This is a genomic window from Bradyrhizobium sp. SEMIA, from assembly GCF_014844175.1.
Lineage (GTDB): Bacteria > Pseudomonadota > Alphaproteobacteria > Rhizobiales > Xanthobacteraceae > Bradyrhizobium > Bradyrhizobium arachidis.
In genome coordinates this window covers 62,840-89,060 of sequence record NZ_CP046601.1, presented here as the reverse complement: position 1 = coordinate 89,060, position 26,221 = coordinate 62,840, and the positions used below count along the sequence as shown (strand labels likewise).

26 protein-coding genes, 1 tRNA gene and 3 pseudogenes are annotated in these 26,221 nt (G+C 64.7%); 17 read left to right on the top strand and 13 right to left on the bottom strand.

Translation table 11 applies throughout. The features are described 5' to 3' along the window. Positions 1–103: 103 nt before the first annotated feature. On the bottom strand, positions 104–442 hold the full coding sequence (locus tag FOM02_RS00465) for a P-II family nitrogen regulator (RefSeq protein ID WP_027535359.1): 339 nt from the start codon (positions 440–442) through the stop codon (positions 104–106). Between the two features lie 237 nt (positions 443–679). Between FOM02_RS00465 and FOM02_RS00460 the strand changes: the two genes are divergently transcribed. Next, the gene (locus FOM02_RS00460; RefSeq protein ID WP_027561712.1) at positions 680–1,564 is read left to right on the top strand and encodes a DUF4339 domain-containing protein; all 885 of its coding nucleotides are present in this window, start codon (positions 680–682) and stop codon (positions 1,562–1,564) included. Positions 1,565–1,633: 69 nt separating this feature from the next. Here the strand turns inward: FOM02_RS00460 and FOM02_RS00455 are convergent, their stop codons facing one another. After that, entirely contained in the window at positions 1,634–2,500 is an 867-nt protein-coding gene (locus FOM02_RS00455) for an IclR family transcriptional regulator (protein WP_231164174.1), read from the bottom strand. A 75-nt stretch (positions 2,501–2,575) separates the two neighbouring features. On the opposite strand from FOM02_RS00455, the gene FOM02_RS00450 reads away from it, so the two are divergent. From FOM02_RS00450 to FOM02_RS00435, 4 genes are read left to right on the top strand one after another with little or no spacing between them, the layout of a single operon-like run. Next, entirely contained in the window at positions 2,576–4,138 is a 1,563-nt protein-coding gene (locus tag FOM02_RS00450) for an acyl-CoA synthetase (protein WP_027561714.1), read from the top strand. A 15-nt stretch (positions 4,139–4,153) separates the two neighbouring features. Then, positions 4,154–5,293 carry an FAS1-like dehydratase domain-containing protein gene (locus FOM02_RS00445; RefSeq protein WP_027561715.1) on the top strand — a complete coding sequence of 380 codons (1,140 nt, stop codon included), beginning with the start codon at positions 4,154–4,156 and terminating at the stop codon, positions 5,291–5,293. A 24-nt stretch (positions 5,294–5,317) separates the two neighbouring features. After that, positions 5,318–6,541 (top strand): CaiB/BaiF CoA transferase family protein, encoded by a 1,224-nt coding sequence (locus FOM02_RS00440; RefSeq protein WP_084334626.1) that lies wholly within the window; start codon positions 5,318–5,320, stop codon positions 6,539–6,541. A 51-nt stretch (positions 6,542–6,592) separates the two neighbouring features. After that, positions 6,593–7,555 (top strand): Bug family tripartite tricarboxylate transporter substrate binding protein, encoded by a 963-nt coding sequence (locus tag FOM02_RS00435; protein WP_051378275.1) that lies wholly within the window; start codon positions 6,593–6,595, stop codon positions 7,553–7,555. A 61-nt stretch (positions 7,556–7,616) separates the two neighbouring features. On the opposite strand, the gene tesB is transcribed toward FOM02_RS00435, so the two are convergent. Then, positions 7,617–8,480 (bottom strand): acyl-CoA thioesterase II, encoded by an 864-nt coding sequence (tesB, locus tag FOM02_RS00430; RefSeq protein ID WP_028146488.1) that lies wholly within the window; start codon positions 8,478–8,480, stop codon positions 7,617–7,619. 206 nt (positions 8,481–8,686) lie between these two features. Between tesB and FOM02_RS00425 the strand changes: the two are divergent. Then, positions 8,687–9,906, top strand: a pseudogene (locus FOM02_RS00425) (ubiquinone biosynthesis hydroxylase). Between the two features lie 67 nt (positions 9,907–9,973). On the opposite strand, the gene FOM02_RS00420 reads toward FOM02_RS00425, so the two are convergent. Further along, entirely contained in the window at positions 9,974–10,171 is a 198-nt protein-coding gene (locus FOM02_RS00420) for a Trm112 family protein (RefSeq protein ID WP_007598651.1), read from the bottom strand. A 52-nt stretch (positions 10,172–10,223) separates the two neighbouring features. Next, positions 10,224–10,754 carry a TetR/AcrR family transcriptional regulator gene (locus tag FOM02_RS00415; RefSeq protein ID WP_027561720.1) on the bottom strand — a complete coding sequence of 177 codons (531 nt, stop codon included), beginning with the start codon at positions 10,752–10,754 and terminating at the stop codon, positions 10,224–10,226. Between the two features lie 92 nt (positions 10,755–10,846). On the opposite strand from FOM02_RS00415, the gene FOM02_RS00410 reads away from it, so the two are divergent. The 6 genes from FOM02_RS00410 (at position 10,847) to FOM02_RS00385 (ending at position 14,429) form a co-directional block, all read left to right on the top strand. After that, the gene (locus FOM02_RS00410; RefSeq protein WP_027561721.1) at positions 10,847–11,197 is read left to right on the top strand and encodes a hypothetical protein; all 351 of its coding nucleotides are present in this window, start codon (positions 10,847–10,849) and stop codon (positions 11,195–11,197) included. A gap of 41 nt (positions 11,198–11,238) precedes the next feature. Then, positions 11,239–12,042, top strand: coding sequence for a crotonase/enoyl-CoA hydratase family protein (locus tag FOM02_RS00405; RefSeq protein ID WP_027561722.1), 804 nt, complete (start codon positions 11,239–11,241; stop codon positions 12,040–12,042). Further along, on the top strand, positions 12,039–12,482 hold the full coding sequence (locus FOM02_RS00400) for a PaaI family thioesterase (protein ID WP_027561723.1): 444 nt from the start codon (positions 12,039–12,041) through the stop codon (positions 12,480–12,482). The genes FOM02_RS00405 and FOM02_RS00400 overlap by 4 nt, the downstream gene beginning before the upstream one ends. Before the next feature lie 3 nt (positions 12,483–12,485). Beyond that, positions 12,486–13,298, top strand: a complete 813-nt coding sequence (locus tag FOM02_RS00395) for an SDR family oxidoreductase (protein WP_027561724.1) — start codon at positions 12,486–12,488, stop codon at positions 13,296–13,298. Positions 13,299–13,522: 224 nt separating this feature from the next. Beyond that, positions 13,523–13,801, top strand: a complete 279-nt coding sequence (locus tag FOM02_RS00390) for a PepSY domain-containing protein (protein WP_027561725.1) — start codon at positions 13,523–13,525, stop codon at positions 13,799–13,801. 34 nt (positions 13,802–13,835) lie between these two features. Next, positions 13,836–14,429, top strand: a complete 594-nt coding sequence (locus tag FOM02_RS00385; protein WP_027561726.1) for a cytochrome b/b6 domain-containing protein — start codon at positions 13,836–13,838, stop codon at positions 14,427–14,429. Positions 14,430–14,548: 119 nt separating this feature from the next. On the opposite strand, the gene FOM02_RS00380 is transcribed toward FOM02_RS00385, so the two are convergent. After that, positions 14,549–15,226: an LON peptidase substrate-binding domain-containing protein gene (locus tag FOM02_RS00380; RefSeq protein ID WP_027561727.1), complete on the bottom strand. Its 678-nt coding sequence runs from the start codon at positions 15,224–15,226 to the stop codon at positions 14,549–14,551. A gap of 84 nt (positions 15,227–15,310) precedes the next feature. Continuing rightward, on the bottom strand, positions 15,311–16,234 hold the full coding sequence (gene trxA / locus FOM02_RS00375; RefSeq protein ID WP_027561728.1) for a thioredoxin: 924 nt from the start codon (positions 16,232–16,234) through the stop codon (positions 15,311–15,313). 276 nt (positions 16,235–16,510) lie between these two features. Between trxA and FOM02_RS00370 the strand changes: the two genes are divergently transcribed. Together FOM02_RS00370 and FOM02_RS00365 are read left to right on the top strand one after the other, a co-directional pair. Continuing rightward, positions 16,511–16,585: transfer RNA gene (locus tag FOM02_RS00370), tRNA-Gly, on the top strand. Between the two features lie 76 nt (positions 16,586–16,661). Further along, a complete protein-coding gene (locus FOM02_RS00365; protein ID WP_027561729.1) occupies positions 16,662–17,648 on the top strand; it encodes an NAD-dependent epimerase/dehydratase family protein in 987 nt (328 codons plus the stop codon). A gap of 76 nt (positions 17,649–17,724) precedes the next feature. Here FOM02_RS00365 and FOM02_RS00360 read toward each other — a convergent pair whose 3' ends face one another. After that, on the bottom strand, positions 17,725–17,850 hold the full coding sequence (locus tag FOM02_RS00360; RefSeq protein ID WP_265441393.1) for a hypothetical protein: 126 nt from the start codon (positions 17,848–17,850) through the stop codon (positions 17,725–17,727). A 178-nt stretch (positions 17,851–18,028) separates the two neighbouring features. Here FOM02_RS00360 and FOM02_RS00355 point away from each other — a divergent pair, with 178 nt between their 5' ends. Both FOM02_RS00355 and FOM02_RS00350 read left to right on the top strand, forming a co-directional pair. After that, positions 18,029–19,303, top strand: coding sequence for a PQQ-dependent sugar dehydrogenase (locus FOM02_RS00355; protein ID WP_027561730.1), 1,275 nt, complete (start codon positions 18,029–18,031; stop codon positions 19,301–19,303). Between the two features lie 184 nt (positions 19,304–19,487). Continuing rightward, a complete protein-coding gene (locus tag FOM02_RS00350; protein WP_027561731.1) occupies positions 19,488–20,081 on the top strand; it encodes a c-type cytochrome in 594 nt (197 codons plus the stop codon). Between the two features lie 183 nt (positions 20,082–20,264). Here FOM02_RS00350 and panE read toward each other — a convergent pair. From panE to FOM02_RS00330, 4 genes and pseudogenes are all read right to left on the bottom strand, one after another. Next, positions 20,265–21,189: pseudogene (panE, locus tag FOM02_RS00345) on the bottom strand (2-dehydropantoate 2-reductase). 112 nt (positions 21,190–21,301) lie between these two features. After that, on the bottom strand, positions 21,302–21,910 hold the full coding sequence (locus tag FOM02_RS00340) for a 2-hydroxychromene-2-carboxylate isomerase (RefSeq protein ID WP_027561733.1): 609 nt from the start codon (positions 21,908–21,910) through the stop codon (positions 21,302–21,304). Positions 21,911–22,000: 90 nt separating this feature from the next. Further along, positions 22,001–23,350 carry an MATE family efflux transporter gene (locus FOM02_RS00335; RefSeq protein WP_027561734.1) on the bottom strand — a complete coding sequence of 450 codons (1,350 nt, stop codon included), beginning with the start codon at positions 23,348–23,350 and terminating at the stop codon, positions 22,001–22,003. An 88-nt stretch (positions 23,351–23,438) separates the two neighbouring features. Further along, positions 23,439–23,962: pseudogene (locus tag FOM02_RS00330) on the bottom strand (DUF2239 family protein). Positions 23,963–24,114: 152 nt separating this feature from the next. Between FOM02_RS00330 and FOM02_RS00325 the strand changes: the two are divergent. Then, on the top strand, positions 24,115–24,780 hold the full coding sequence (locus FOM02_RS00325; RefSeq protein ID WP_027561736.1) for a glutathione S-transferase family protein: 666 nt from the start codon (positions 24,115–24,117) through the stop codon (positions 24,778–24,780). Positions 24,781–24,884: 104 nt separating this feature from the next. Here the strand turns inward: FOM02_RS00325 and FOM02_RS00320 are convergent, their stop codons facing one another. Next, a complete protein-coding gene (locus FOM02_RS00320; protein WP_027561737.1) occupies positions 24,885–26,180 on the bottom strand; it encodes an MFS transporter in 1,296 nt (431 codons plus the stop codon). Between the last annotated feature and the right edge of the window lie 41 nt (positions 26,181–26,221).

Here is a 26,221-nt window from a genome sequence, read left to right as displayed (position 1 = left end):
GTCGCACGCTGCGGCGTCGTTGCCCGGTGCGATCGAAAGGTTCAAAGCGTTTTCAAGCGAAGTGGATACCAGTTCGCGTGAAGAAAACGCGTCAAACAAGAATCTAAAGCGCGTCGCTGTCGGTCTCGCCGGTGCGGATGCGCAGCGCATGGTCGATCGGCGTGACGAAGATCTTGCCGTCGCCGATCTGACCGGTGCGCGCGGACGCGGTGATCACGCCGACCGCCTTGTCGGCGATGTCGGAGGCGACCGCGATCTCGATCCGCAGCTTCGGCAGGAAGTTCACGACATATTCGGCGCCGCGATATATTTCGGTGTGGCCCTTCTGGCGGCCGTAACCCTTCACCTCGGTCACAGTCATGCCGTGGACGCCGATCGCCGTCAGGGCCTGGCGGACCTCATCGAGCTTGAAGGGTTTGATGATCGCGACGACGAGTTTCATGGTCAGGCCTATTCCCCGGGATGCGCCGCGCCGTATGTCCCCGGCGCCGCGTCAATCTGGCATCTTTCCGGGCAAATGGCATAAAAAAGTTGCAGGTTGAAGCGGAAAAACGTTTGGCCGTGTGAACGGCCGCCTCTGTACAGGGCAGCCGTTCATCATTCACAATGCATTTTTGGCATGGATGCGGTGAACCTGCGCCTGTCGAGCGGTACATAAGTATTTTGAGGGGGACGCTTCATGGCAAGTTGGTTTTACGCGGCTGAGGGCAAGCAGCAGGGGCCGTTCCAGGAAGGGCAATTCCGCGATCTGGTCGCGCAAGGAATCGTGCGGCCGGATACGCTGGTGTGGTCCGAGGGCATGGCCGGCTGGCAGAAGGCTGCCGAAATCCCCGGCCTGATTGGCGGCGGCGGCGGCGGTGCGCCGCCGATGGTCCCGGCCGGCGGCCCGCCGATGATGGGTGGCGGAGCTTATGCTGGCGCCGGCGGAGCACTCGCGGTCGATTTCGGCATCCTCGAGTTCACCTGGCGAACGATCGTGATGGTGATCGCCTCGTGCTTCATCATCCCGATCCCGTGGGTGTTCGTCTGGTACACGAAGTGGATCGTGTCCTGCGTGAAGGTCCCGGGACGTCCGAACCTCAGCTTCACCGGCAATGCGATGACGCTGGTGCCGTGGTTCTTCGGCTTCATCGTGCTGGCAATCGTGATTGGCTACATCGGCAGCCAGCTGCTCAGCAATTTGCTGTTCATCGTGCAGATCGTGCTCTACTGGCTCCTGATCAAATGGATGGTCGCGAACCTCGCCTCCAACGGGCAGCCGCTCGGCCTCAGCTTCTCCGGCTCGGTCTGGGCCTATATCGGCTGGAATCTGCTGTTCGCGATCTCGATCATCACCATCATCGGCTGGGCTTGGGTCGCCGCGGCCCAGATGCGCTGGTTCTGCCGCAGCGTCGAAGGCACGCGCCGCGAGATCGTGTTCAAGGGCAGCGGTCTCGGGATTCTCTGGCGCGGAATCGTGGCAGCGATCCTGTGCAGCCTGATCATCCCGATCCCGTGGGTGTATCGCTGGATCATGAACTGGTTCGCATCGCAGACCGAGCTCGCTCCGCGCGGGTCGCTCTAAGCATGGTCCGGTAAGCCATCAGCGCGAATTATCGCGTTTATGGCGATCGGGCTTTTCCGCGCGGATGTATCAGGCGTGGATCGCCAGCTGTGGAGCGATCGCTTCCGCCACGGTGCGCATGTCTCGCGCAAGCGCCAGCGAGGTTGCGCGGTCCAGCTGGCTGCCGAGGCCGACGGCCGCGATCGTGTGCGAGATCGTTCCCTTCGCGTTCAGGACCGGCACCGCGACGATCGTGACGCCGGCAATGTAATTGCCGCGATCGATGCTGAAACCCTGCTTGCGCACCTGATCGACTTCCTTGCGCCAGGCCTCGAAGGTCGGCGCGTTATGCCAGCGCAGCAGGCGAAAGCGCTTTTCGATCTCCTTCTCCGGCTGGCCGCTGAAGGCGGCGACGCAGCGTCCCGTGGCGCTGATCAGCGCCGGAAAGCGGCTTCCGATGTCGACATGAAGCCGCACCGGCGCCTGACTGCGCGCCAGCGCGACGACGATCATGTTGTCGAGGTCCGGCACCTCGACGCCGATCGCAGTGACGCCGTATCGGCCTGAAAGCTCCTCGAGCTTCGGCCGCATCAGGCTGGGAAAATCGGCATTATCGAGCACCGCGCGCGCCAGCGGCAGCATGCCGACGCCGAGGCTGTAGCGCTTGGTCTGCGGATCGACCTGGAGCAGATCTTCCGCCAGCAGCGCGCGCACGATGTGCAGTGCGGTGCTCGGCACCAGCTCGAGCGTGTCCGCGATCGCCTTGAGACTCTGCGGCGCGGGATTGCGGCTGAGCAGGCGGAGGATGGCGACCGCGCGCGTGACCGCGGGCACGGCGCGGACGCGGGGTGATTTGGGATTCGGCATGATCGTATCGGTACAACAGCGGCCGGAGCGCAACAACACTGTCTCGTCGAAGCACAGATCGTCGTCGTCGCGGCGCAGCGCGTTCGTCATCGCTTCGGGCTAATTGTACATATACAATTCATAGCGCTATTTGACAATTAACGTGGCGTCGGTATCTTGCCGGCCATGACCAAGCTGACCGACTACACGAGCTACGCCGCCGCGCAGACGATGTTCTCCCCGGAGAAGCTCTGGGAATTGTTCGACGGCAATCGTGCGCAGCTGAACATCGCGCATGAATGCATCGACCGGCATGCCGGTCGATCCAATCCGGCCGTGATCGTCGTTCACGCGGACGGGCAGGACGAGGTGCTGAGCTTTGCCGAGCTTGCCGAAGCGTCCGCGCGCTTCGCGCATGATCTGGTAAGCCGCGGGATCAAGGCCGGTGATCGCGTCGCGGTCATGCTCGAGCCCTCGCGCGCCTTCTACGTAGCGGTGTTCGGCACGATGAAGGCCGGCGCCATCGCCGTGCCGCTGTTCACGCTGTTCGGGCCCGACGGCGTCAAGCTGCGCGTCGACGACTGCAAGCCGCGGCTGATCGTGACCAACGCCGAGAAGGCCCAGCTGCTCGCCGGGATCGGAACCGAAGTGGTGGTCGCCGATGCCGCCTTCCTGAACGATCTGCAACGCTTTGCGCCGCACTTCACGCCGGACACGGCGGCCGACGCCATGGCGCTGTTTCAATATACCTCGGGCACCACGCGCGAATTGCCGGAAGCGGTCAGGCACACGCATCGCTCGATCGTCACGCTGATGGTCGCGGCGCTCTACGGCACCGGCCTGCGCCCGGGCGATCGCTTCATCTGCCCGTCATCGCCGGCCTGGGGACATGGGCTCTGGCACGGCACGCTCGCGCCGCTGGCGCTCGGCATCACCATCGGCTCCTATGCCGGCAAGTTCAATCCGGAGCGGCTGCTCGCCGCGCTCGAACGGCACCGGTTCACCAACATCTCGGCGGCCGCTACGCATTATCGCATGATGCGGAATTCCGGCGCTGCGCCGCGCTACCGCTATGTGCTGGAGAAAATGTCGTTCACCGGCGAGCCGATCGACAGCGAGACGGCAGCCTTCATCAGCGACACCTTCGGCCATCAGGTCTGCAGCATGTACGGCACCACCGAGATCGGAGTGATCCTGGTGAGCTATCCCGGCGCGCGCGATTTCGTCGTCAAGCCGGGGTCCCTGGGCAAGCCAATCCCCGGTGGGCGCGTCGAAGTGCAGGACGCCGAAGGCAAGCCCTGCGCGCCCGGCGTGACCGGCGAGCTCAAGCTCTGGCGTCGTGGCGAGTGGATCGCGACCAAGGACCTCGGGCGCATCGACGAGGACGGCTACTTCTATCACGGCGGTCGGGCCGACGACGTCATCATCTCCGCCGGCTGGACCATGAGCGCCGTCGAGATCGAGGATGCGATCCTAAAGCATCCGCAGGTGCGCGAGGCCGCGGCCATCGGCGTTCCCGATCCGCTCCGCGGCCAGGTCGTGAAGGCCTTCGTGGTCACCGACCGGCCGGGCGATGCGTCCTTCGAGCACGAGATCCAGGACGTCGTGCGTCAGCGCCTCAGCCATCACGAATATCCGCGTCTGGTCAGCTTCGTCGCGGAGCTGCCGAAGACGCCGGCCGGCAAGGTCAATCGCAAGGTGCTGCGCGACCGCGAGCACGCCGCCAAGCAATCAGAAGCGACGAATTAACGAGAGGAACGCTATATGCTGGACAAGACCGAAACCAGGTTTCCGAAGATCACGGAAGAGGGCCTCGACGATCTGCGCAAGCGCATCGGCGTCACGATCGGCGTGACCGCCGAGCCCTGGTGCTACGAGGCGACGCGCGACAACATCCGTCACTACGCGCACGGCATCGGCGACGACAATCCGCTCTGGTGCGATCCCGACTACGCCGCCAAATCCAGTTACGGCGGGATCATCGCGCTGCCGAGCTTCCTGTTCTCGACCAGCCGCATCGTGTCCGGCTATGTCGGGGGCCTGCCCGGCGTCCACGCGATGTGGTCCGGCGCGGACTGGACCTGGCACAAGGCCGTCCGCCGCAACGACGTGATCTCGACCGAGGCCAAGCTGAAGGACCTCGTCGAGCATCAGACCCGGTTCGCCGGCCGCGCCATCCAGCAGACTTATCACGTCGATTTCTTCAACCAGCAGGGCGACCTCGTCGCCGAAGCCGACAGCTGGTGCTTCCGCACCGAGCGCGACCACGCGCGCGAGCAGGGCACCAAATACAAGGAAGTCAGGGCGCGCGAGCCGCGCCGCTATACAGAGCAGGAGCTGGCTGCGGCCTACAAGCACTATGCCGAGGAGCGGATCCAGGGCTCGCGGCCGCGCTACTGGCAGGACGTCACCGAGGGCGAAGCGCTGCCGGTGATGCTGAAGGGGCCGATGACGGTCACCGGCTTCATCGCCTATGCGCAAGGCTGGGGCGGTCTTTACATCCGCGCCAACAAGCTGGCCTGGAAGCTCGCCGACGCCCATCGCGGCCTCGGCATCCCGAACCGCTTCAATATCCCCGACTGCCCCGAGCGCGTGCACTGGGAAGAGGAGTTCGCGCTCGAGGTCGGCGCGCCCGGCGCTTATGATTACGGTCCGGAGCGCTGCTCCTGGCTCACCCATCACCTCACCAACTGGATGGGCGATGACGGCTTCCTGCGCCGCGCCACCTGCAAGATCCGTCGCCACAATCCCGAGGGCGACATCCTGTTCATCAAGGGCAAGGTGAAGCGCAAGTTCGTCGAGAACGGCCGTCACCTCGTCGAGATCGAGCAGGAAGCGCGCAACCAGGATGACGAGCTCTCCGTGCTCGGCACCGGCATCGTGGAATTGCCAAGCCGCAGCTGACAACAACCAGATGGGCGCATGAGCATGCCCGCACCAGATCTCACGCGCGGAGCGGTGACCGGCCTCAAGGTCGTCGATCTCTCGCGCGTACTGGCGGGACCGCTGTGCACGCAGATGCTGGCCGATCATGGCGCCGACGTCGTCAAGATCGAGCCGCCATCCGGCGATGAGACGCGCGGTCTCGGGCCGCCCTTCGACGCGGCGGGACAGGCGGCGTATTTCGGCGCCGTCAATCGGGGCAAGCGCGGCATGGCGCTCGATCTGTCGCGCGCCAACGGGCGCGCGGTGCTCGAAGCGCTTCTGAAGGATGCCGATGTGCTGGTGGAGAATTTCCTGCCCGGCACCATGGAGCGCTGGGGGCTCGGATACGAGGGGCATCTGTCCGAACGCTTTCCGCGACTGATCTACTGCGCCATCTCCGGCTTTGGCGCCGATGGGCCGCTCGGCGGCCTGCCCGGCTACGATGCGGTGCTCCAGGCCATGTGCGGCCTGATGAGCATCAACGGCACACAGGACTCCGGCGCAACGCGCGTCGGTGTGCCCATCGTCGACTACGTCACCGGCTACAATGCGCTCACCGGAATCCTGCTGGCGCTCGCGGCGCGCGAACGAAGCGGACGGGGGCAGCGCGTCGAGGTGACGCTGTTCGACACGGCGCTCGGCCTCCTGGTGCCGCACGCGGCGAACTGGCTTTGCTCGGGCAGCACGCCTGGTCGCCTCGGCAGCGCCCATCCCAACATCGCCCCTTACGACAAGTTCGCGGCGGCCGACGGCGAGATCTTTCTCGGCATCCTCAATGACGGCCAGTTCCGCCGCTTCTGCCAGAAGGTCGGGCGCGGCGATCTCCTGGATGATCCGCGCTTCCGGACCAACGCCGATCGGCTCAGCCACGTCGCCGCGCTTCGCGCTGAGCTGGAGCGTACGCTGGCCGGCTTCAAATCGGACGCGCTTTGCCGCGAGTTGATGCAGGCCGGCGTTCCCGCGGGCGCCGTCAACACCGTGCCGCAGGCGTTCGCGCAGGCGCATGTCGCCCACCGCGACATGCTGGTCGAGGGCGAGGGCCACCGCGCGCCCGGCATTCCCGTGAAGCTCAAGCAGACGCCCGGCAGCACCGGACGTCGGCCACCGCGCTTCGGCGAGCATGTCCGTGAAATTCTGGCGGATGCCGGTTTCGACGAGGCAACGATCGATCGCCTGATCGACACCGGGGTCGTCACGCCGCAACGGAAGGACAGCGCGCAACGATAGAAGGCGACGACAACAATCAAAAACAAACAAATATAACGAGAGGAAACGAAGATGCTGAAATCCGCGAGATGGGCCGTGGGATTGCTGGCCCTGCTATGGAGCTGCGCAAGCCTTGCGCAAACCTATCCGACCAGGCCCGTCAAGATCATCGTTCCCTATCAGGCGGGCCAGGGCACCGACGTCGTGGCGCGATATCTGGCCGACCATTTGTCGCGGACGCTGGGCCAGCGCTTCTATGTCGAGAACAAGCCCGGCGCCGGCGGCAATATCGGGGCCGAGCAGGCGGCGCATTCCGAGCCCGACGGCTACACGCTGATGATGGGCACCAACGCTACCCAGACCATGAACGAGTTCATGTATCCTTCGATGGGCTTCGTGCCGGACAAGGATTTTGCCCCGATCATCCTGGTCGGCAAGCTGCCGCTGGTGATCACGGCCAGCCCGTCGTTCGCCGGAAACAACGTGGCGGATCTGATCACGGCGGCCAAGGCGAAGCCGGATCGGATCGACATCGCGCTGCCGAGCACGACGGCGCGCGTCATCTTCGAGTTTCTGAAGGAAGTGACTGGCGCGCCTATGTTCGGCGTCCCCTACAAGGGCTCCGCGACGGCGATGACCGACGTGCTCGGCGGGCAGGTGCCGCTGCTGATCGATACCGTCACGGCGGTGCGCACCCAGATCGACGACGGCAAGCTGAAGGCGCTCGGCGTCACCGTGCTGAAGCCGAGCGAGCTGCTGCCGGGCGTGAAGCCGGTGGCCGAGCAGGGCGTGCCCGATTTCGAGATGGCGGGATGGAATGCCTTCTACGCGCCGCGCGACACGCCGCAGGCCATCATCGAGCTTCTGAACGGCGAGTTCGCCAAGGCGCTGGCCTTGCCCGAGACGCGCAAGCGGCTGCAGGAGCTCGGCTTCGATCCGGCAGGCGGAACGCCGACGGACCTCGCCAAGTTCGAGGCGCGCGAGCGGCTCAAATGGGGGCCGGTGATCAAGGCGACGGGCTTGCAGGGCGGCTGAGGTCGCTCAGGTCTTTGCTTGAGCATGATCTCGTCCGAGAACCGGTTCCCGCTTCTCGGGATCATGCCTTGCGCTCGCGCACCGAGCCTTCCTGCGCCACCGACGCGACCAGCGTGCCGTCGGGCTTGAAGATGAGGCCGCGCGACAGGCCGCGGCCGCCGCGCGCGTTCGGCGAATCCTGGGCGTAGAGCAGCCATTCGTCGGCGCGGAACGGGCGGTGAAACCACATCGCGTGATCGAGGCTCGCCGGCATCATGCGCTTGTCGAACAGCGTGCGGCCGTAGCGCGCCATGATTGCATCGAGCAGCGAGAAGTCCGACGCATAAGCGAGCGCGCACAGATGCAGCGCGGGATCGTCGGGGAGCTTCGCCGCGGTGCGGATCCAGATGTGGATGCGGCCGTCGTCGACCTTCTGGCCGAAATAGCGGCCGATCTCGACGGGCCGCAATTCGATCGGACGATCCATCTCGTAATAGCGGCGGATGAACTCCGGCATTTCCTTGAAGATCGGCTGCTTGGCCACCTCCTCCGCGGTCAGCTTCTCCGGTGGCGGCACATCAGGCATCTTGTCCTGGTGATCGAAGGCGCTCGCCTCCTCGGCATGGAATGAGACCATGATCGAGAAGATCGCGTTGCCGTGCTGGATCGCGGTGACACGGCGGGTCGAATAGCTCTTGCCGTCGCGCAGCCGCTCGACCTGGTAGATGATCGGGACCTTCGGGTCGCCCGGCAGGATGAAATAGCAATGCAGCGAATGCGGCAGGCGGCCCTCGACGGTGCGGCAGGCCGCGACCATCGCCTGCCCGATCACCTGGCCGCCAAACACCCGCTGCCAGTCCGTCTTCGGGCTGTTGCCGCGGAACAGGTTCACCTCGAGCTGTTCGAGGTCGAGGATCGAAATGAGGTCGAACAGGCTTTTGGACATGATGATGCTTCCAAATGTCTCGTCATTCCGGGGCATCGCGCCAGCGATGAACCCCGAATCTCGAGCTGAATGACCTCCGGATTCCGGGTTCGCGCTCTTGCGCGCCCCGGAATGACGGAATGAGGCCGTTCCGCCCTTGTTTCACCGCACTGTTTCGCCCAGCTCAAGTCTGCTAGCAAGACCGAGAATTGACCAGGAAGCTTGGTATGTCGGTACAGGGTAGCATTGTCATCGGTGGCGGCGCGTTTGCGGGCCTTGCACTGGCGCTGGCGCTGCGCCAGGGGCTGGGCCCCGAGATTCCCGTCATCGTCGCCGATCCCGCGCTCAGCACACGGCCGAGCCGCGATCCGCGCGCGACCGCGATCGTGGCGGCCTGCCGCCGCCTGTTCGAGGTGATCGGCGCCTGGGACGACGTCCGGGCTGAGGCCCAGCCGATCCTCGACATGGTCGTCACCGACTCCAAGCTGGAGGATGCCACCCGTCCGGTGTTCCTGAACTTCGCCGGCGATGTCGCGCCCGGCGAGCCTTTGCCCACATGGTCGAGAACCGCCGCCTGATCGATGCGCTGGTGGTGCGGGCCGAGGCCGAGGGCATCGATCTGCGCGCCACCACCGTGGCATCCTATGATGCGCGCGCCGAGGGCATCGACGTGACGCTCGGCGACGGCAGCGTCGTCGCGGCCAGCCTTCTGGTCGCTGCCGACGGCGCGAAGTCGAGGCTGCGCGAACGTGCCGGCATCGCCACCCACGGCTGGGAATACGACCAGTCCGGCATCGTCGTCACCGTTGGCCACGAGCGCGATCACGAGGGCCGCGCCGAAGAGCACTTTTTGCCTGCCGGCCCCTTCGCGATCCTGCCGCTCACCGGAAAACGCTCGTCGCTGGTGTGGACCGAGCGCCGCGCTGAGGCCGCGCGCATCATTGCGCTCAGCGACGAGGAGTTCCACGCCGAGCTCGAGCAGCGGTTCGGCCTGCATCTCGGCGAGGTCAAGGCGCTCGACAAGCCGCGCGCATTTCCGCTGTCCTATTTCGTCGCGCGTTCCTTCATCGCCGACCGTATGGCGCTGGTCGGCGATTCCGCGCATGTCATCCATCCCATTGCGGGCCAGGGTCTCAACATGGGGCTGAAGGACGTCGCGGCGCTGGCCGAGGTCGTCGTCGATGCCGCGCGGCTCGGCATGGATCTCGGCGGCGCCGATGTGCTCGAGCGCTACCAGCGCTGGCGCCGCTTCGACACCATGGCGATGGGCGTTGCCACCAACTCGCTGAACTTCCTGTTCTCCAACCAGTCGACGCTGCTGCGCACCGTCCGCGACATCGGCCTCGGCCTCGTCGACCGCGCCCCGCCGCTGAAGAACCTCTTCATCCGCCAGGCCGCCGGGCTGACCGGCGAGGTGCCGCGGCTGTTGAAGGGCGAGGCGCTGTAGGGCGAATGGTGAGTGGCGAATAGCGAGTGGTGTCCATTCGCTATTCGCCACTACCTACTCGCTAAGATCAATCGATCTTCCGCGCCTCTTCCGGCAGCATGATCGGGATGCCGTCGCGGATTGGATAAGCGAGCTTGGCGCTGCGCGAGATCAGCTCCTGCTTGGCAGAATCGAATTCCAGCGGGCCCTTGGTCAGCGGGCAGACCAGGATCTCCAGCAGCTTGGGATCGACACTGGCTTCGGGGCGTTCGGTGGGCGCGTTCATTTTGGTCTCCGGCAGTCGGTTGCCTCTAGCACAGAAATTCGCATCCGCCCATCTACGCGGAGATCATCCGCAGCAGCTCGTCGATCAGGACTTGGATCCGCGCCGCCGGCACCGGCGTGCCCGACAGGGCAAAGCCGAGAAAGGTCCAGTACAGTATCTGCGCCCGGGCCTGCGCCGCCGCGGGCGCGAGCCCGCGCTTTGCGAGCAATGCCTCGATGTAATCGATCCTGCGGCGGTCGATCGCGCGGACCGCGCCTTGTGCGGTCGCATCGAACGCCGCCCAGTTGCGCACCGCGCGTTCGAGGTCGAGCCGCGCGCCAAAGGACCTGCGCAGCAACGCCCTCAGCGGCTCGTCCGCGGCGGCCTCGACATCGGCGATGATCTGCTCGGCCGCGATCTCGCGCCAGCGCTTGAGGACGGCGGCGTGGAACGCGCCGAGATCGGCAAAATGCCAATAGAAGCTGCCGCGCGACACGCCCATGGCCCGCGCCAGCGGATCGGCCTTCAGCGCGGTGAAACCGCTCCTGGCCAGCGCCTTGAGGCCCTGATCGATCCAGTCGTCTGCGGAGAGCTGCTCAGTCATGTCGGGGTTCCGAAAGATCCACCATACACTAGTGTATTGACAGGCGGCGGGCCAGCGCCTAATCAACCATACACAGATGTATGGAGGCATCGATGCGTGATCTCTTGCTCCAGTGCGCCGGCGTCCTGACCATTGTCGTGGCGCTCATCCACGGCTACCTCGGCGAGGCCAAGGTGTTCCCTCGCGCCCGGATCGAGCCGGAACGGCTGCGCACCCTGATCCGCCTGGTCTGGCAGGCCTCGACCGTCGCCTGGATCGGCGGCGGCGTGCTGCTGATCGCAACACCCTGGATGGGCTCGGAGCCGGCGCGCCACTGGATCGTCGTCACCATGGCCTGCGTGTTCGGCTTCTCGGCTTGCGCCAACGCATGGGCGACGCGCGGCCGGCATTTTGGCTGGATGATGCTCAGCGCGGTCGTCGCGCTGGCGGTTGCGGGATACTGAGCGTCGAGACGACAAGCCAGGCATTCAAGCGGAGCGGCATCATGGACTATCGTGTTCGACTGACCATCGAAAACGGCGTAGCCCATCTCCGGCTGAACCGCCCGGACAAGATGAATGCGCTCGACCCGGCGATGTTCGAGGCCATCATCGAAGCAGGCACCCAGCTGGGTGCGGCCAAGGATCTCCGCGCCGTCGTCCTCTCGGGCGAAGGGCGCGCCTTCTGCGCAGGCCTCGACCTCGATCGCCTTCTCGCCACCGCGAACGGCAATCCGCTGCTGCCGTCCATTGACCTGACGCGCCGAACCCACGGCATCGCGAACTATGCCCAGCATCTCGTCTGGCTCTGGCGCGAACTGCCTGTGCCGGTGATTGCAGCGGTTCATGGCGTTGCGTTCGGCGGCGGCTTCCAGCTCGCGCTTGGTGCTGACCTGCGCTATGTCGCGCCCGGAACAAAGCTCGGGGTCATCGAGACCAAATGGGGTCTCGTGCCCGATATGTGCGGCACTCAGCTGATGCGCCGTCTCGCACGCGACGACATCGTGCGAGAGCTGACCTATTCCGGCCGCGTCTTCTCCGCGGAAGAAGCGCTCGCCTACGGCTTTGCGACGCGGCTGACCGACGATCCCCTGGCGGCTGCGCTCGCCACGGCGCACGAGATCGCGAGCCGTAGCCCCGACGCCGTCCGCGCGGCCAAGCGCCTGTTGAACCTGTCCGCGACCGCGGATCCGGCGACCGGTCTCGCCGCGGAGACCACCGAACAGGCGGCGCTGCTTGGCACGCCCAATCACATCGAGGCCATCAGAAGCAATCTGGAAAACCGCAGGCCGCGATGGAGCTATGCATGAGCGAGACGCAAGGGTTCGACCTGCAAGCACTCGACGCGGTCAACGCCTCGGCGGCCTTCAACCGCTCCGCCGGCTTCGACGTGGTCGCTGCCGGTCATGGCGAGGTGACCATCCGCATGGGCTGGCGGGACGATCTGACCCAATATTCCGGGCATCTCCACGCCGGTCTGATCGCCGCCCTGCTCGACACCGCCTGTGGCTTCGCCGCAGCGACGCTCGTCGGTGCGGTCACCGCTTCGCATTTCTCGATGAATTGCCTGAGGCCGGCGATCGGCCGCTATTTTGTCGCGAAGGGAACGACGCTCCGCGCCGGGCGCAGGCAGGTGTTCGCCCGCGCCGAGCTCTTCGCGGCCGACGAGCGAGATGATCTCGCCCTCGTCGCGACCGGCGAAACCGTGCTCGTCCCCACCGGCGAACCGCGCAAGGTTGACGGGAGTTGAGCCATGGCGCTGACGCTCGTCACCGGAGGTACAGGTCATCTCGGCGGGGATATCGTCGATCGTCTCGTTCGCGCCGGGCATCGTGTCCGGGTGTTTGCGCGCTCGCCAGGCGCGCGACCGGATGTCGAATGGGCCTCAGGTGATCTTGCCACGGGCGCCGGTCTGCGGGCCGCGCTACATGACGTGGACACGGTCATCAATGCCGCGACGTATTCGCCGATCGCGCGGCGCGGCGGCATCCGTCCGATCGACTTCTTCAGGTCGCCCTCCGCCGTGGATGTCGAAGGCACGGAACGTCTGCTGGCCGTTAGCGGGGAAGCTCAGGTGCGGCACTTCCTCCACGTCTCGATCGTCGGTCTCGACGAGGCGACCCTGCCCTATGCGCGGGTCAAGCTCGCCGGCGAATGGCTGGTGCGTGCATCCGACCTGTCCTGGTCCGTCGTTCGCGCGATGCCGTTCTATTATCTGCTCGACAGGCTGCTTTCGGGCCTGTCCTGGCTTCCGGTGTGGCCGATGCCGACGGCGCGGTTCAATCCGGTCGATACGACAGACGTTGCCAACCACGTCGTGGCTTGCGCATTCGACGGGCAGCGCGGCGTGCGCGCGGAGATCGGCGGGCCGGAAGCTCTCGATCTCGTCGCCCTCGCCCGCCAATATCAGGACGCGAGAAGACTGCATCGAAAAATTCTGCCGATCGATCTTTCGGAGGCTAAGGCGCGCGGCATGGGTTTTGTCGTCAGTCAGGGTGTGCGTGGCCGCCTCACCTGGGCGGACTGGCTGCGGCGCAACGATCCGGGGACGCGAAGCGCGGCCTAGCGCAACTGGCAAGGCCAGGGTGCCATCCCCCAAACCGTGAGGCGTAAGGCCGCAGCAGTCTTCGAAATGTACGCCGCACACGGAGAGCGCTGATGTTTTTCGGATCGTTAGAATAACTCTAAAGCCGGGACGCGCCGAACCGGATTGACTTCATCATCTCCTTTGCTTCCTTCGGTCCCGCTTCGCGGTTCTGCGCAGCGCCCACGACAGAAGAGGAGACGTTCGTGAAGGTCATTCGTGTTGTTGCCATTGCACTGATGGTCGGGATTGGCATGAGCTCGGCGGCGATGGCCGACGGTTTCAAGAACTGCACCAAGATCGACAAGGCGTCGTGGAAGCCGGCGAGCGATGCCGAAGCCAAGGCCAAGGCCGCCGGCTACGAGGTGCGGCGCTCCAAGGTCGAAGGTTCGTGCTATGAGGTCTACGGCGTCAAGGAAGGCAAGCTCTACGAGCTGTTCTACAGCCCGGAAGATCTCAGCCTGAAGCACACGATCGCCAAGTAATAGGCGTCAAGTAAGGTTTAGGGATGGTCCCGGCTTGATCGACGAAGCGGTGCCAGAAACGCGCGGGGCGTCCGACAGGACCCCCGCGGATCGAACTGCATCGCGGACGGTTGCGGTCTGGGACCTCCCGCTACGCCTCTGGCATTGGGCTCTCGCGGCCAGCATCCTGGCCGCCTGGTTCACCCCTACGGTCTACGACAGAGCTCATCGCATCGTCGGCTATACGGTGCTCGGGCTGCTCGCCTTCCGTCTGGCCTGGGGCTTCTGGGGAAGCCGCTATTCGCGCTTCCGCATGGTCGGCGTCAGGCTCCGTGCCGCGCCGCGCTATCTCTGGAATCTGCGCCGCGGCATCACCGGCCGCTATATCGGGCTCAATCCCGCCGGCACCCTGATGCTGGTGGCGCTGCTGCTCTCGATTGCCGTCTCGGCCATCACCGGCGCGATGTCGGTGACGGTGACGTTCTTCGGCGTCTGGTGGGTCGAGGACACCCATCACTATTCATCGGACGCGGTCATCGTCCTGGTCGTGCTGCATGTATTGGGCGTGGTGCTGATGGGAATTCTCCAGCGCGAGAACCTGATCCGCGCGATGTTCACCGGCCGCAAGCGCATCCGGCATCATCAGTAGGGTTTTCGAAGCGACACTCTTTCGTCGTCATGCCCGGGCTTGTCCCGGGCATCCACGTTCTTAATGCGGCACGAAAGACGTGGATGGCCGGGTCAAGCCCGGCCATGACGGAACAGCCCTCACTGCAACGGCGGATCGCCGCTGGTGCGCTTCTTGGCCAGGTCCATCTCGGTCACCGCGATCAGGATCTCGGCGCGGGTCTTGAGGTCCGGCGCCTCCAGCATGGCCTGTTTCTCGGCCGGACCATAGGGCGACATCATCGCCAGCGCGTTGACCAGCGCCTCGTTGGGCGCGCTTTCGACGCCTTCCCAGTCGACCTTGAGGTTGTTGGCTTTCAAGAAGTCCGCCAGCACGGACAGCAGTGCCTCGCGATCGACGTCGTCCTCGCCCATGCGCGCGGTGAAATCGTCGACGAAGGCGAAGAAATCCACCTTGCACTGGCGGTAGGCGGTCAGCACATCGAGCTCCGCGACCACCTTGAAGCGGGAGACGCCGGTGAGCTCGAGGATGTAGCGGCCGTCGCCGGATTCGGCGAGCTGGGTGATGCGGCCGACGCAGCCGACGCGGAACAGCGCCGGCTTATCCGAATTCTTCGGCGAATGCGCGACGTCAGGCTGGATCATGCCGATCAGGCGGTGGCCGTCGCGGAAGGCATCGTCGACCATCGCGAGATAGCGCGGCTCGAAGATGTTGAGCGGCATCTGGCCGCGCGGCAGCAACAGCGCGCCCGGCAGCGGAAACACCGGAATGATCTCCGGAAGGTCGGCGGGCCCGCGATATTCGATGTTGATCGGCATCTGGTCCCCGCTAGAGCATGATCCGGAAGAGTGTGCAGCGGTTTTCCGCCAAGATCATGCTCAAACAATAGTCGCGCGTTTTCCTTACGAAAACAGGATCGTCGACAAGCGCTTTCGACCCTCGACGGTTGCGTCATCCGTGCCGCCCCAGGCCTCGAAGAACTGCACCAGCTGCTTGCGGGCGCCGTCATCGTTCCACTTGCGGTCGCGCTTGACGATCTCGAGCAGCTGCTCGGTGGCCGCAGTGCGGTTGCCTTGCGCGTTGAGGGCGGTCGCAAGGTCGAACCGTGCCTGATGATCGAGCGGGTTTGCGGCGACTTTCTGTTCAAGCTCGGCGACCGGGCCGAGCTGCTCCGCCTGCTCGGCGAGCTCGATCGTGGTCTGCACGGCCTTCACCGCGGGGTCGTTGCGCTTGGATTCCGGCACCATGGCCAGCGTCTGCTTGGCCTGCTCCATCGCGCCCGACACCGCGTAGCACTTCGCAAGGCCGGCAAGCGCGGCGATGTTGGTCGAATCATGCTGGAGCGCCTCGGCATAGATCTGCGCGGCGGCCGCGGCATCGCCCTCGGCGAGCACCGCTTCGGCCTCCTGCACGATCTCGGCGACATTGACCTCGCCGGGCGCAGTCATGCCCTTGGTCAGCCGCTCGATGAAGGCGTTGACCTGGCTTTCCGGCACCGCGCCCATGAAGCCATCGGCGGGCTGGCCATTGACGAAAGCGATCACGGCCGGGATCGACTGGATGCCCATCTGGCCCGGGATCGCCGGATGCTGGTCGATGTTCATCTTGACCAGCTTGACCTTGCCCTTGGCCGCCTTGACTGCCTTTTCCAGCACCGGAGTGAGCTGCTTGCAGGGGCCGCACCACTCCGCCCAGAAGTCGATCAGCACCGGCTGGCGCTTCGATTCCTCGATGACGTCCTTCACGAAGGTCTGGGTGGTGGTGTCCTTGATCAGATCGGCCGCAGCCGGGCCCGCCGCTCCGTTACCCTGGTCGATGATCGTCACGGGATCCCCTCGTCTGATGTCTGGAATGGCGGGTCTTTAGCACGTCGCCGATTCTTATGCTGTGGTGTCGGCGCTAAAATTGGGCCGGGACGGCCGAATTTCAATCCATCGCAGCCGATTTGGCGGTTCCAGGCCGTTTTCGGTCGATTTGCCGCGCGTTAGGCTCCATATGGGGCCTCAAAGATACCAATCTATGCCGCGGGTAGCTGTTGCATTCCCTTTCCGCTTTTGGCATACGACAGCCGTTGCCGGCGCGTCACGCGGCCGACACAGGATGCGGGTGTAGCTCAGTGGTAGAGCACGACCTTGCCAAGGTCGGGGTCGAGGGTTCGAGCCCCTTCGCCCGCTCCAATTTTTCCCAGAGCATCCAGCCAAATCAGGTCGGGCCGTGGTTTTCCACGCCGCTGGTGGCTGTATTGGGTCTCAAATGACAATTCTTGTTACGGGCAGCACGGGTCACCTCGGAGAGGCGATCCTCCGCACGCTTCGTGGGTGCGGTTCCTTGGCGCGTGGAGTCGATCTGAAGCCATCACCATTAACCGATGCCGTCGGCTCGATCGTCGATCCCGATTTCGTCCGGCGGCAGATGGAGGGCATCTCCGCCGTCATCCACACCGCGACGCTGCACAAGCCGCATGTGGCGACTCACAGCAAGCAGGATTTTGTCGATACCAACGTCACCGGCACGCTCAACCTGCTCGAGGCGGCGGCGGCCGCCGGCGTGCGCAGCTTCGTCTTCACCAGCACTACCAGCGCGTTCGGCTCGCAGCTTCGTCCCGAAGCCGGGCAGGCGGCGGTGTGGGTCACCGAGGATCTGCCGCCGGTGCCGAAAAACATTTACGGCACGACCAAGCTGATGGCCGAGAACCTCTGCGAGCTGTTCTTTCGCGAGCGCGGCCTGCCGGTCGTGGTGTTGCGGACCTCGCGCTTCTTTCCGGAGGACGATGACGATCCCGCGATGCGGTCGGCCTACCCGCTGGACAACGCGCAGGCCAATGAGTTGCTCTATCGCCGGCTGGATATAGCGGACGTGGTGGGCGCGCATCTGCTCGCGGTCGAGCGCGCGCCGAAGATCGGCTTTGCCCGCTACATCGTCTCCGCCACAAGTCCGTTCGAAGAGCACCATCTCGGAGCGCTGGCGCGCGACGCGGCCGCTCTCGTGCGAGCGCTCTATCCCGACTGCGAGAACCTCTACGCCGCACGCGGCTGGCGCCTGTTTCCGCAGATCGACCGCGTCTATGTCAATGAGCGCGCGCGGCGCGAGCTAGGCTGGCGGCCGGAATTCGACTTTGCCCATGTGCTGCGCAGCCTTCGCGATGGCCGCGATTTCCGCAGTGCGCTAGCGCGCGAGGTCGGCTCGAAGGGCTATCATGATGTGGCTTTCGACGACGGGCCCTACCCCGTCGCCTCATAAGCGCCGCGTTCGTCATTTTGCTCGATGCATCAAGTGTCTCCCGGGCGTCGCCGGGAGCAAGCCGGCCTCGGCCGTTCTACTGTGCATGGGGTTGTTTTCGCAGTTCTTGTTTGATGCCCTTCGCGCTGTCTGAAGATCGGACGCGCGCGATCTTGATTCCGCGTTGCAGCGAGAGCGCTTTCGTCGCGGAGGTCGCCTTCATTGACACTCCGTCTCAATTTTTATTGAGCGCAATCGCAGCACGCGCAGCGCGCTTCTCAGGGCTGGCAGATGTGCTAACCTTTTTGCGTCTGCCATTCGGCAGACTCCTAACTTCGCCTCTCGACTAGCCATAACAAAATAAAGCGCGGCCTTGACGGCTGCCTTAGGGGAGTGACGCGATGACATCGATGTTCCATCGATCCGTGTTGGCGCTTGCAGCCGTGGCCCTTCTTGCGGGGACCAGCGCCGGCAATGCGCAACAGCAGGACAAGAACCGGGCGCTGAAGAAATACGAATCCGGCACCAAGGAATTCTGGACCCATCCGCCGGATGACTGGTTCCTCGGCGATGAGACCGAGGCGCAGAAGGGCCTCGCGCCGCCCTCGGGGCCGCCGACGGGTGCCTCCGACGCCGAGCTCGCCAACATCGTCAAGAAGATCAAGCTGCCGCCGGGCTTCAAGATCGAGGTCTATGCCTCCGGCGTGCTGGCCGCGCGGCAGATGGCATGGGGCGACAAGGGCACGCTGTTCGTCGGCTCGTTCGGCCTCGGTAACGTCTATGCCATCAAGGACAACAACGGAAAGAAAGAGGTCAAGACCATCCTCAAGGGGCTGAACATGCCCACCGGTCTCGCCGTCAAGGACGGCGCGCTCTACGTCATCGCGGTCGACAAGCTGATCCGCTACGACGATATCGAAAACAAGCTCGACAATCCCGGCGAGGGCAAGGTCGTCTATGACGACATGCCGTCCTATGCCGCGCATGGCTGGAAGTACATCGCGGTCGACAAGGAAGGCTGGTTCTTCCTGCCGTTCGGACCGCCCTTCAACATCGGCATTCCGCCGACCAGCGTATCGCAGATCCGGCGCGTCGATCCCAAGACCGGCAATGCCGAAATCTGGGCGCTCGGCGTTCGCAACTCCGTCGGCGGCGACGTCGATCCGCGCACCGGCAAATACTGGTTCACCGAGAATGCCCGCGACTGGATCAGCGACGACAAGCCCAGCGACAAGCTGAACATGATCAACAAGATCGGCGAGCATTTCGGCTATCCCTATTGCCACCAGGGTAATTTGCCGGACGACAAGTTCGCGATGGGCCATAAATGCTCCGAGTTCACGCCGCCCGTGTTGAACCTCGGCGCACACGTCGCTCCGCTTGGGATGAAGTTCTATACCGGCGACCAATTTCCGCCGGAGTACAAGAACAACATCCTGATCGCCGAGCACGGCTCCTGGAACAGGCACAAATATCAGGGCGCGCGCATCGTGCGCGTGATCGTCGGGCCTGACGGAAAGAACCCGAAGGAAGAGGTGTTCGCGTCCGGTTGGCTCGAGGGCGACCAGGGCTATCTCGGTCGGCCCGACGACATCATCCTCGCCAAGGACGGCTCGATCCTCGTCGCCGACGATTGGGCCGGCGCGATCTATCGCATCAGCTACAGCAAGAAGTAGCGCGACACGAACGGAGGCTGCGACCGGGTGACGGCCGCAGCCTTTTCATTTCAGCCCCCACGGTGTCGTTCCGGACTTGCGCGCAAGTCCGGAACCCATAACCCCGATTCGTGGTTATGGATTCCGGGCTCGCGCCAAGCGGCGCGCCCCGGAATGACGAGCTCGATAGATCGGAATCCCGACCATGCGCCGGCAATTCATCTCGCACGCGATCAGCGCGGTTGCGCTCGCAACGCTTGCATTCGTTCCAGCAAGCGCCGCCGACAACGCCGCGATCAAGGAGAAGGCCGCCGTCTGCTCCGGCTGTCATGGCGAGAACGGCATCTCACAGACCGAGAATATCCCCTCGCTGGCCGGCCAGCCCGATCAATTCCTCCAGTGGCAACTGGTGTTCTTCCGCGCCGGCTCGCGCAAGAACGATCAGATGCAGCCGATCGTGGAAGAGATCACCAACGAGGACATCCGCAATTTCGGCGCCTATTTCGCAGCAATGACGCCGCCGAAGGCAGCGGAGGACAACGATCCCGATCTGTCGAAGAAGGGCGCACAAGTCGCCGTCGGCCGTCGCTGCGCCTCATGCCACACCGACAGCTTTGCCGGCACCAAGGCGGTGGCGCGGCTCGCAGGTCAGCGCGAAGAATATCTGGTCAAGGCGCTGCACGACTACAAGGCGGGCGCACGCGTCGGCGGCGGCGTCGCCGCGATGGCCGATGTCGCCTATCACATGAGCGACGAGGAGATCACGGCGGTCTCGCACTATCTCGCGTATTTCAAGTAGTGGAGAGTGCGAGCCGTAAAACTCCGCTGTCGTCCCGGACAAGCGAAGCGCAGATCCGGGACCCATAACCACAGGATCGCGTTTGGCGAAAGACTCGTGGTGATCAGCTCGACCCATAACCATTCCCTGTGGTTATGGGTCCCGGGCTCGCGCTGCGCGCGCCCCGGGACGACAGTGCCGCGGTTAGCTCGCCCGCTGCTTTTCATACGCCTTCAAATGTGTATACGCGATCCGCAGCTTCGGCACCGGCACCTTGGCAGCGTCAGCGCGTGCGATGAGGTCGCCGATCACGTGATCGGCCTCGACCGGCAGGCCCGCCTTGATGTCGCGGAACATCGAGGCGGTCATCGGCGAGCCCTCGGTGGTGATGTTGCCCTTCACCCGCTCGAAGAACGGGGCCGCCCGGCGCGTAGCCTGACGCGGTCGCGATCGCGCTGGTTTCATCGAGCATGCCGAGCAGGAAGTCGCGGCCGCCCGGCGCGGCCAGGATGTTGCCGACGGAGGTGCGCATCAGGCTGGTGCTTGCGGCGAGCGAGGACAGGAATACCCACTTCTCCCACATGTCCTGCATGATGTTCTGGCTCGCGGCGGCGCCGTTGATGCCGCTCTTGAAAGCCTCGTCGATGGCCTTGACCCGATCCGACAGCTTGCCATCGCGCTCGCCGTAATTGAGCGACTGCATCGGCTGCAGCTGCACCACCTCGCGCTTGTCGTTCAACGTCGCGGCAATGGCGCAGAGGCCGCCCAACACGCGCTCCTTGCCGAACTTCGCATCCAGCGTGTCGAGATGCTTCATGCCGTTCAGCATCGGGATGATCGACGTGTTCGGCCCGACCGCGGGCGCAAACGACTTGATGGCGTCGTCGAGGTCGAACGCCTTGCAGCTAAGCAGTACGACGTCGAACTTGTCCTTGATCGCGTCGGCCTGCACGGTCGGCGGATTCTTCAAGGTTACATCGCCATTCGGGCTCTTGATGACGAGGCCGGCGCTGGCCAGTTCGCTGGCGCGGCGCGGCCGGACCAGGAAGGTGACGTCGCGACCGGCCTGCAACAGCCTGCCACCAAAATAGCCGCCGATGGCGCCGGCGCCGACCACGAGAATGCGCATGGGATATTCCTTTTTGTTGCTATTGGCGGTCCATCTATAGTCGCCCTTGCGCGCGAAGCGAAGCAACCCAGAATGTCGCCGCGATCACATTCTGTCGCTGAAGATGCGTGGATTACGTCCCCAGCACCATCTCCTCGACCTCGCGCAGCTGCTCCTTGCCGAAGAACATCTCGTTACCGACGAAGAAGGTCGGCGAGCCGAAGGCGCCGCGGGCGACCGCCTCCTCGGTGTTCTTGATCAGCTTGCCTTTGACCTCGGGCTCCTGGGCGCGGGCAAGCAGCTTTTGCGCGTCGAGACCCGAGGACGCCAGCGCCTTTGCCGCGACTTCCGGATCGTCCATCTTCTTGGGCTCGCGCCACATGTGATGGAAGGCGGCGTCCACGTATTTCTCGAACACGCCCTCGCGCTGAGCGGCGATCGCGGTGCGCATCAAATTCAGCGTGTTGACCGGGAAGTGCGGATTGAAGACATAGGGCTGGACCTTGAAACGCTTGATGAAGCGCTCGGTCTCGACCTGCTGGAATTCGCGCTTGTTCTTGATGCCGGCGAGCGTCTCGGCCGGCGACTTGTTGTTGGTCGACTTGAAGATGCCGCCGAGCAGGATCGGCACGTATTCGAACTTGACGCCGATGCGCTGCTCGATCGCGGGAATCGCGAGATGGCTGAGATAGGCGTTCGGGCTGCCGAAATCGAACAGGAACTGCGGAGCTGTGCGGGTCAAGATCGATCTCCCTGAGGTCGCTTTCGACCCATTGTGGCGCAGCGCGCGTCACGGGTCCACCGTTTAATGATGGTCATAATACTTTGATGATCAAACCAGACGCCGGATCGCGCGCCGGCGCCAGACCAGGAGGTAATAGCCCATCTGCAAAACGAACATGGCGCAGAATACGATCGGATAGGCCGCCCACACGCCGTCAAGGCCGATCGTGCGGCTCAGGATCACCGCGGACGGCAGCTCGATTGCGACAATGGCGAAGATCGACAGCAGCATCGGCGTCAGCGCCACGCCGGCCGCACGCATCGCGCCGGAGAATACGGTGGCCAGGCCGAACGGCACCGAGCTCCACAGGGCGATGTACAGCAGCCCTTTCGCCAGATCGAGCACGGCGCCGTCGGTGATGAAGAGGCCGAGCACGGCGCGCGGCACGAGATAAATCAGCGCCACCAGCCCGCCGGTCAGGACCAGGTTGAATGCGAGCCCGGTACGCACGATGCCGTCGAGCCCTGCGCTGTCGCCGCGGCCGATCGCCTGCGCGCCCAGGATCGAGACCGCGATCGAAATCGACATCGCCGTGAACTGCGTATAGCCCATCACCTGGTTGACGGCGCCGTAGGCCGCGGTGGCGTCGGATCCAAAGCCGTTGACGAGGCCGAGCAGCACCAGCTCGGCGATTGCCATCACCACCATGCCGATTGCGCTCGGCAGTCCGATGCCGAGGATTTTTCCGAGCACGGCGCGATTGAGCCGGAGATGACGCAGCAAGACAGCATCCGGCGCCAGCGCATGCTTCTTGCGCAGCAGATAGACGGCCAGCGCGAGCAGAGTCAGCGTGTTTGAGACTGCAGCTGCCCAGGCCGGGCTGGTGATGCCGGCAGCGGGCAATCCGAACGCGCCGCGGATCAGCATCGGCGTGATGATCAGGCCGATCGCAGTCGACAACCCCAGCGCCAGCAGTGGCGTCAGCGCATCGCCGACGCCGCGGATCATCGCCGTCATCAGCAGGAAGACGAAGCCGAGCGGCATCGTCAGCAGCATGATGCGGGCATAGGCGCTGGCCTGGTCGAGAATGTCGGCGGGCGTTGCGAGCGCCATCATCAATTGCCGGCTGAAGACCCCACCGATCAATGCGACGGAAATCGAGAGCAGGAGGCCGACCGCGAGCGTCGTTCCGACAACGCTTCTGATCTTGTTGTGCTCGCCCGCGCCAAAGGCCTGACCGATCAGCACGGTGGCGCCGGTGCTCAGGCCCATGACGAAGGCGAACAGGAAGAACATCACCGGAAAGAACGCCGACACCGCCGCGAGCGCGTCGACGCCGATCATCTGGCCGAGATACATATTGCTGACGGTGCCGAACAGCGATTGCAGCGCGTTGCTCAGCATCAGCGGTGCAAGGAAGCGGAGGAAGGTGGTCCAGAGTGGCGTGGGCGTCGACATGGGTTTGCCTTTCATCAGGGCGCGCGAAGCCGCTGCCGCGCAATGCGCGGCTCGGCCGTCGATGGGGTTGAGAGAGAGAGAGCGGGCCTTAGGCGCGGTCGCTGTAGGCGAGCTTGACGATGTGGTCGCGAATGTCGGTCGGCCAGTCCGCGATCAGTCCGGTGAAGCGTCGCCTGTCATCTGCGAACAGCGCGCGCGAGGCTTCCTCGAACTGCGGCAGATTGCCGGCCATGGTCGACATGAAATGATAGGCCGCATCGCGCGCCTGCCGCTCGCGGTCCTTGTCGCCGCTGGCGCGCCTCGCCTCGTCGACGAGCTTGCGCAGCGCGACCGAGGCGCCGCCCGGCTGCGCGTTGACGGCTCGCTCGGCGGTGCAGTCTCCTCGACCGGGGGCGGGAGAAGCTTCGCCAACCGCGCCAGCACCTCGCGGTCGCCGCCGCGCAGATCGAAATCGATCGATCGGCCCGTGGCGTCCTCGAAGATGATGATGGGCTCGTCCGGCCGTGCCGCCATCCGCTTGACGACGAGCGCGACCTCTCCGGCCGGTCCGGACACCAGGCGGCGCGGACCCTGGAAGGCGGTGAAAATCTTCTGCATTGGAATCATTGCCATATTTGAGCAGCGTTGGCGACTTAATACCCGGGTAAATTATATCCGTCAATATACCCGGGTGAAAATATCCGTACCGACGGCTCGACATTGCGGTCCCGGGCTGGCACGAACGGCGCGGCCGATCGACCACGCCTAGCCTGGGGACTCCACCGATGCTGACCGTTCACCACCTCAACAATTCCCGCTCGCAGCGCGTGCTGTGGCTGCTCGAGGAGTTGGGCGTGCCCTACGAGATCGTGCGCTATCAGCGCCAGCCCGACATGCGCGCGCCGAAGGAGCTGCGCGCGATCCATCCGCTCGGCAAGTCGCCTGTGATCACCGACAATGGCAACACCATCGCCGAGTCAGGCGCGATCATCGAATATATCGTCGCCACCTACGGCAACGGCCGGCTGATCCCGCCGCCGAACACGCCGGAGCGGCTGCGCTTCACCTATTGGCTGCACTATGCGGAGGGCTCCGCGATGTCGCCGCTGCTGTTGAAGTTGCTGTTCACGCTGATGCCGAAGCGCGCGCCCGCATTGCTGCGCCCGCTGGTGCGCAAGGTCTCGAACCAGGCGCTCACTGCGCTGGTCAATCCGCAGCTCAAGCAGCACATGGATTACTGGGAAGGCGAGCTTGGCAAGAGCGAGTGGTTCGCCGGCAACGAGTTCACTGCGGCCGATATCCAGATGAGCTTCCCGCTCGAAGCTGCGCAAGCGCGCGGCGGACTGGAGCAGGGCCATCCCAGGGCAATGGCGTTCCTGGAGCGCATTCACGCGCGGCCGGCCTATGCGCGTGCGCTGGAGAAGGGCGGGCCGTATCAGGTGGGGCGGTAAGTCTCTCCCACCGTCATTCCGGGGCACGCGGAGCGTGAACCCGGAATCTCGCGCCACTATCTCGAGATTCCGGGTTCGCCCTTCGGGCGCCCCGGAATGACCGATTAGTCCGCGTGCAGCACGCGCCCGCGCGTCTCGGGCAGCGCGAAGGCGGCGATGAAGAACACCACGTAAGCCACCACCGCGAAGATCGCGATGGCATTCGCAAGCGACGTCGTCGCCGACAGTGCACCGACGAGAAACGGAAACAGCGCGCCGATGCCGCGGCCGAAATTGTAGCAGAAGCCCTGGCCCGAGCCGCGCAGCCGCGTCGGATAGAGCTCGGTCAGGAACGCGCCGATCCCCGAGAAATAGCCCGAGGCGAAGAAGCCCAGCGGGAAGCCGAGCACCCAGAGGATCTCGTTGGTGAGCGGCAGCTGGGTGTAGAGCAGCACCACGGCCATCGCGCCGATCGAGAAGATCAGGAACAGATTGCGCCGCCCGATCCGGTCGGCGAGCCAGGCGCCGGTGAGATAGCCGATGAAGGAGCCGATGATCAGCGTCGAGAGATAGCCGGTCGAGCCGACGATCGACAGATGCCGCTCCTTGGTCAGGAACTGCGGCACCCAGAAGGTGATCGCGTAATAGCCGCCCTGGCAGCCCGTCGCCATCAGCGACGCCAGGATCGTGGTCTTCAGGATCGGACCTGAGAAGATTTCCCAGAGCGCCGGCCGGTCGCCGCTCGCCGCCTGCCTGGCGCGGGCTTCAGCCGCGATCTCCGGCTCGGTGACGGAGCGGCGGATGTAGAATACCAGCAGCGCCGGCAGCGCGCCGATCACGAACATCCAGCGCCACGCCGTCTCCGCCGGCATCAGCGAGAACAGGATCGCCTGCGACAGCACCGCAAGGCCCCAGCCGACCGCCCAGCCCGATTGCACCGAGCCGACCGCGCGTCCGCGATACTGCGGCCGGATCGCCTCGCCCATCAGCACCGCGCCGGCGGCCCATTCGCCGCCGAAGCCGAGGCCGAGCACGGCGCGCGCGATCAGGAGCTGGTCGAAATTCTGCACGACCGCGCAGACCAGCGAGAAGAACGAGAACCAGATGATGGTGATCTGAAGCGTTCTGACCCGGCCGATGTGATCGGAGAGATAGCCGCCGAGCCAGCCGCCGATCGCGGAGGCGAGCAACGTCACCGTGCCGGCAAGACCTGCCGAGGCCGCATCAACCTTCCACAGCGCGATGATGGTGCCGATCACCAGCGGATAGATCATGAAGTCCATGCCGTCGAGCGCCCAGCCCGCCGCACAGGCCCAGAAGGTCCGGCGTTCGGCGACGTTCATGTCGCGGTAGAAGGCGAGAAGGCTGGTGTCCTCGATCTCGGCGCGTTCGATGCGCCGGTTCGGATCGGCGATGGTCATGTGCGTTTCCCGGCAGTTTCTTTGGCCGGGCGGTGGTAGCA

Coding starts and splice junctions, on each gene's coding strand:
- FOM02_RS00465 (WP_027535359.1), bottom strand. CDS start 442: ATGAAACTCGTCGTCGCGATCATCAAACCCTTCAAGCTCGATGAGGTC.
- FOM02_RS00460 (WP_027561712.1), top strand. CDS start 680: ATGGCAAGTTGGTTTTACGCGGCTGAGGGCAAGCAGCAGGGGCCGTTC.
- FOM02_RS00455 (WP_231164174.1), bottom strand. CDS start 2,500: ATGACGAACGCGCTGCGCCGCGACGACGACGATCTGTGCTTCGACGAG.
- FOM02_RS00450 (WP_027561714.1), top strand. CDS start 2,576: ATGACCAAGCTGACCGACTACACGAGCTACGCCGCCGCGCAGACGATG.
- FOM02_RS00445 (WP_027561715.1), top strand. CDS start 4,154: ATGCTGGACAAGACCGAAACCAGGTTTCCGAAGATCACGGAAGAGGGC.
- FOM02_RS00440 (WP_084334626.1), top strand. CDS start 5,318: ATGCCCGCACCAGATCTCACGCGCGGAGCGGTGACCGGCCTCAAGGTC.
- FOM02_RS00435 (WP_051378275.1), top strand. CDS start 6,593: ATGCTGAAATCCGCGAGATGGGCCGTGGGATTGCTGGCCCTGCTATGG.
- tesB (WP_028146488.1), bottom strand. CDS start 8,480: ATGTCCAAAAGCCTGTTCGACCTCATTTCGATCCTCGACCTCGAACAG.
- FOM02_RS00420 (WP_007598651.1), bottom strand. CDS start 10,171: ATGAACGCGCCCACCGAACGCCCCGAAGCCAGTGTCGATCCCAAGCTG.
- FOM02_RS00415 (WP_027561720.1), bottom strand. CDS start 10,754: ATGACTGAGCAGCTCTCCGCAGACGACTGGATCGATCAGGGCCTCAAG.
- FOM02_RS00410 (WP_027561721.1), top strand. CDS start 10,847: ATGCGTGATCTCTTGCTCCAGTGCGCCGGCGTCCTGACCATTGTCGTG.
- FOM02_RS00405 (WP_027561722.1), top strand. CDS start 11,239: ATGGACTATCGTGTTCGACTGACCATCGAAAACGGCGTAGCCCATCTC.
- FOM02_RS00400 (WP_027561723.1), top strand. CDS start 12,039: ATGAGCGAGACGCAAGGGTTCGACCTGCAAGCACTCGACGCGGTCAAC.
- FOM02_RS00395 (WP_027561724.1), top strand. CDS start 12,486: ATGGCGCTGACGCTCGTCACCGGAGGTACAGGTCATCTCGGCGGGGAT.
- FOM02_RS00380 (WP_027561727.1), bottom strand. CDS start 15,226: ATGCCGATCAACATCGAATATCGCGGGCCCGCCGACCTTCCGGAGATC.
- FOM02_RS00365 (WP_027561729.1), top strand. CDS start 16,662: ATGACAATTCTTGTTACGGGCAGCACGGGTCACCTCGGAGAGGCGATC.
- FOM02_RS00360 (WP_265441393.1), bottom strand. CDS start 17,850: ATGAAGGCGACCTCCGCGACGAAAGCGCTCTCGCTGCAACGCGGAATC.
- FOM02_RS00355 (WP_027561730.1), top strand. CDS start 18,029: ATGACATCGATGTTCCATCGATCCGTGTTGGCGCTTGCAGCCGTGGCC.
- FOM02_RS00350 (WP_027561731.1), top strand. CDS start 19,488: ATGCGCCGGCAATTCATCTCGCACGCGATCAGCGCGGTTGCGCTCGCA.
- FOM02_RS00335 (WP_027561734.1), bottom strand. CDS start 23,350: ATGTCGACGCCCACGCCACTCTGGACCACCTTCCTCCGCTTCCTTGCA.
- FOM02_RS00325 (WP_027561736.1), top strand. CDS start 24,115: ATGCTGACCGTTCACCACCTCAACAATTCCCGCTCGCAGCGCGTGCTG.
- FOM02_RS00320 (WP_027561737.1), bottom strand. CDS start 26,180: ATGACCATCGCCGATCCGAACCGGCGCATCGAACGCGCCGAGATCGAG.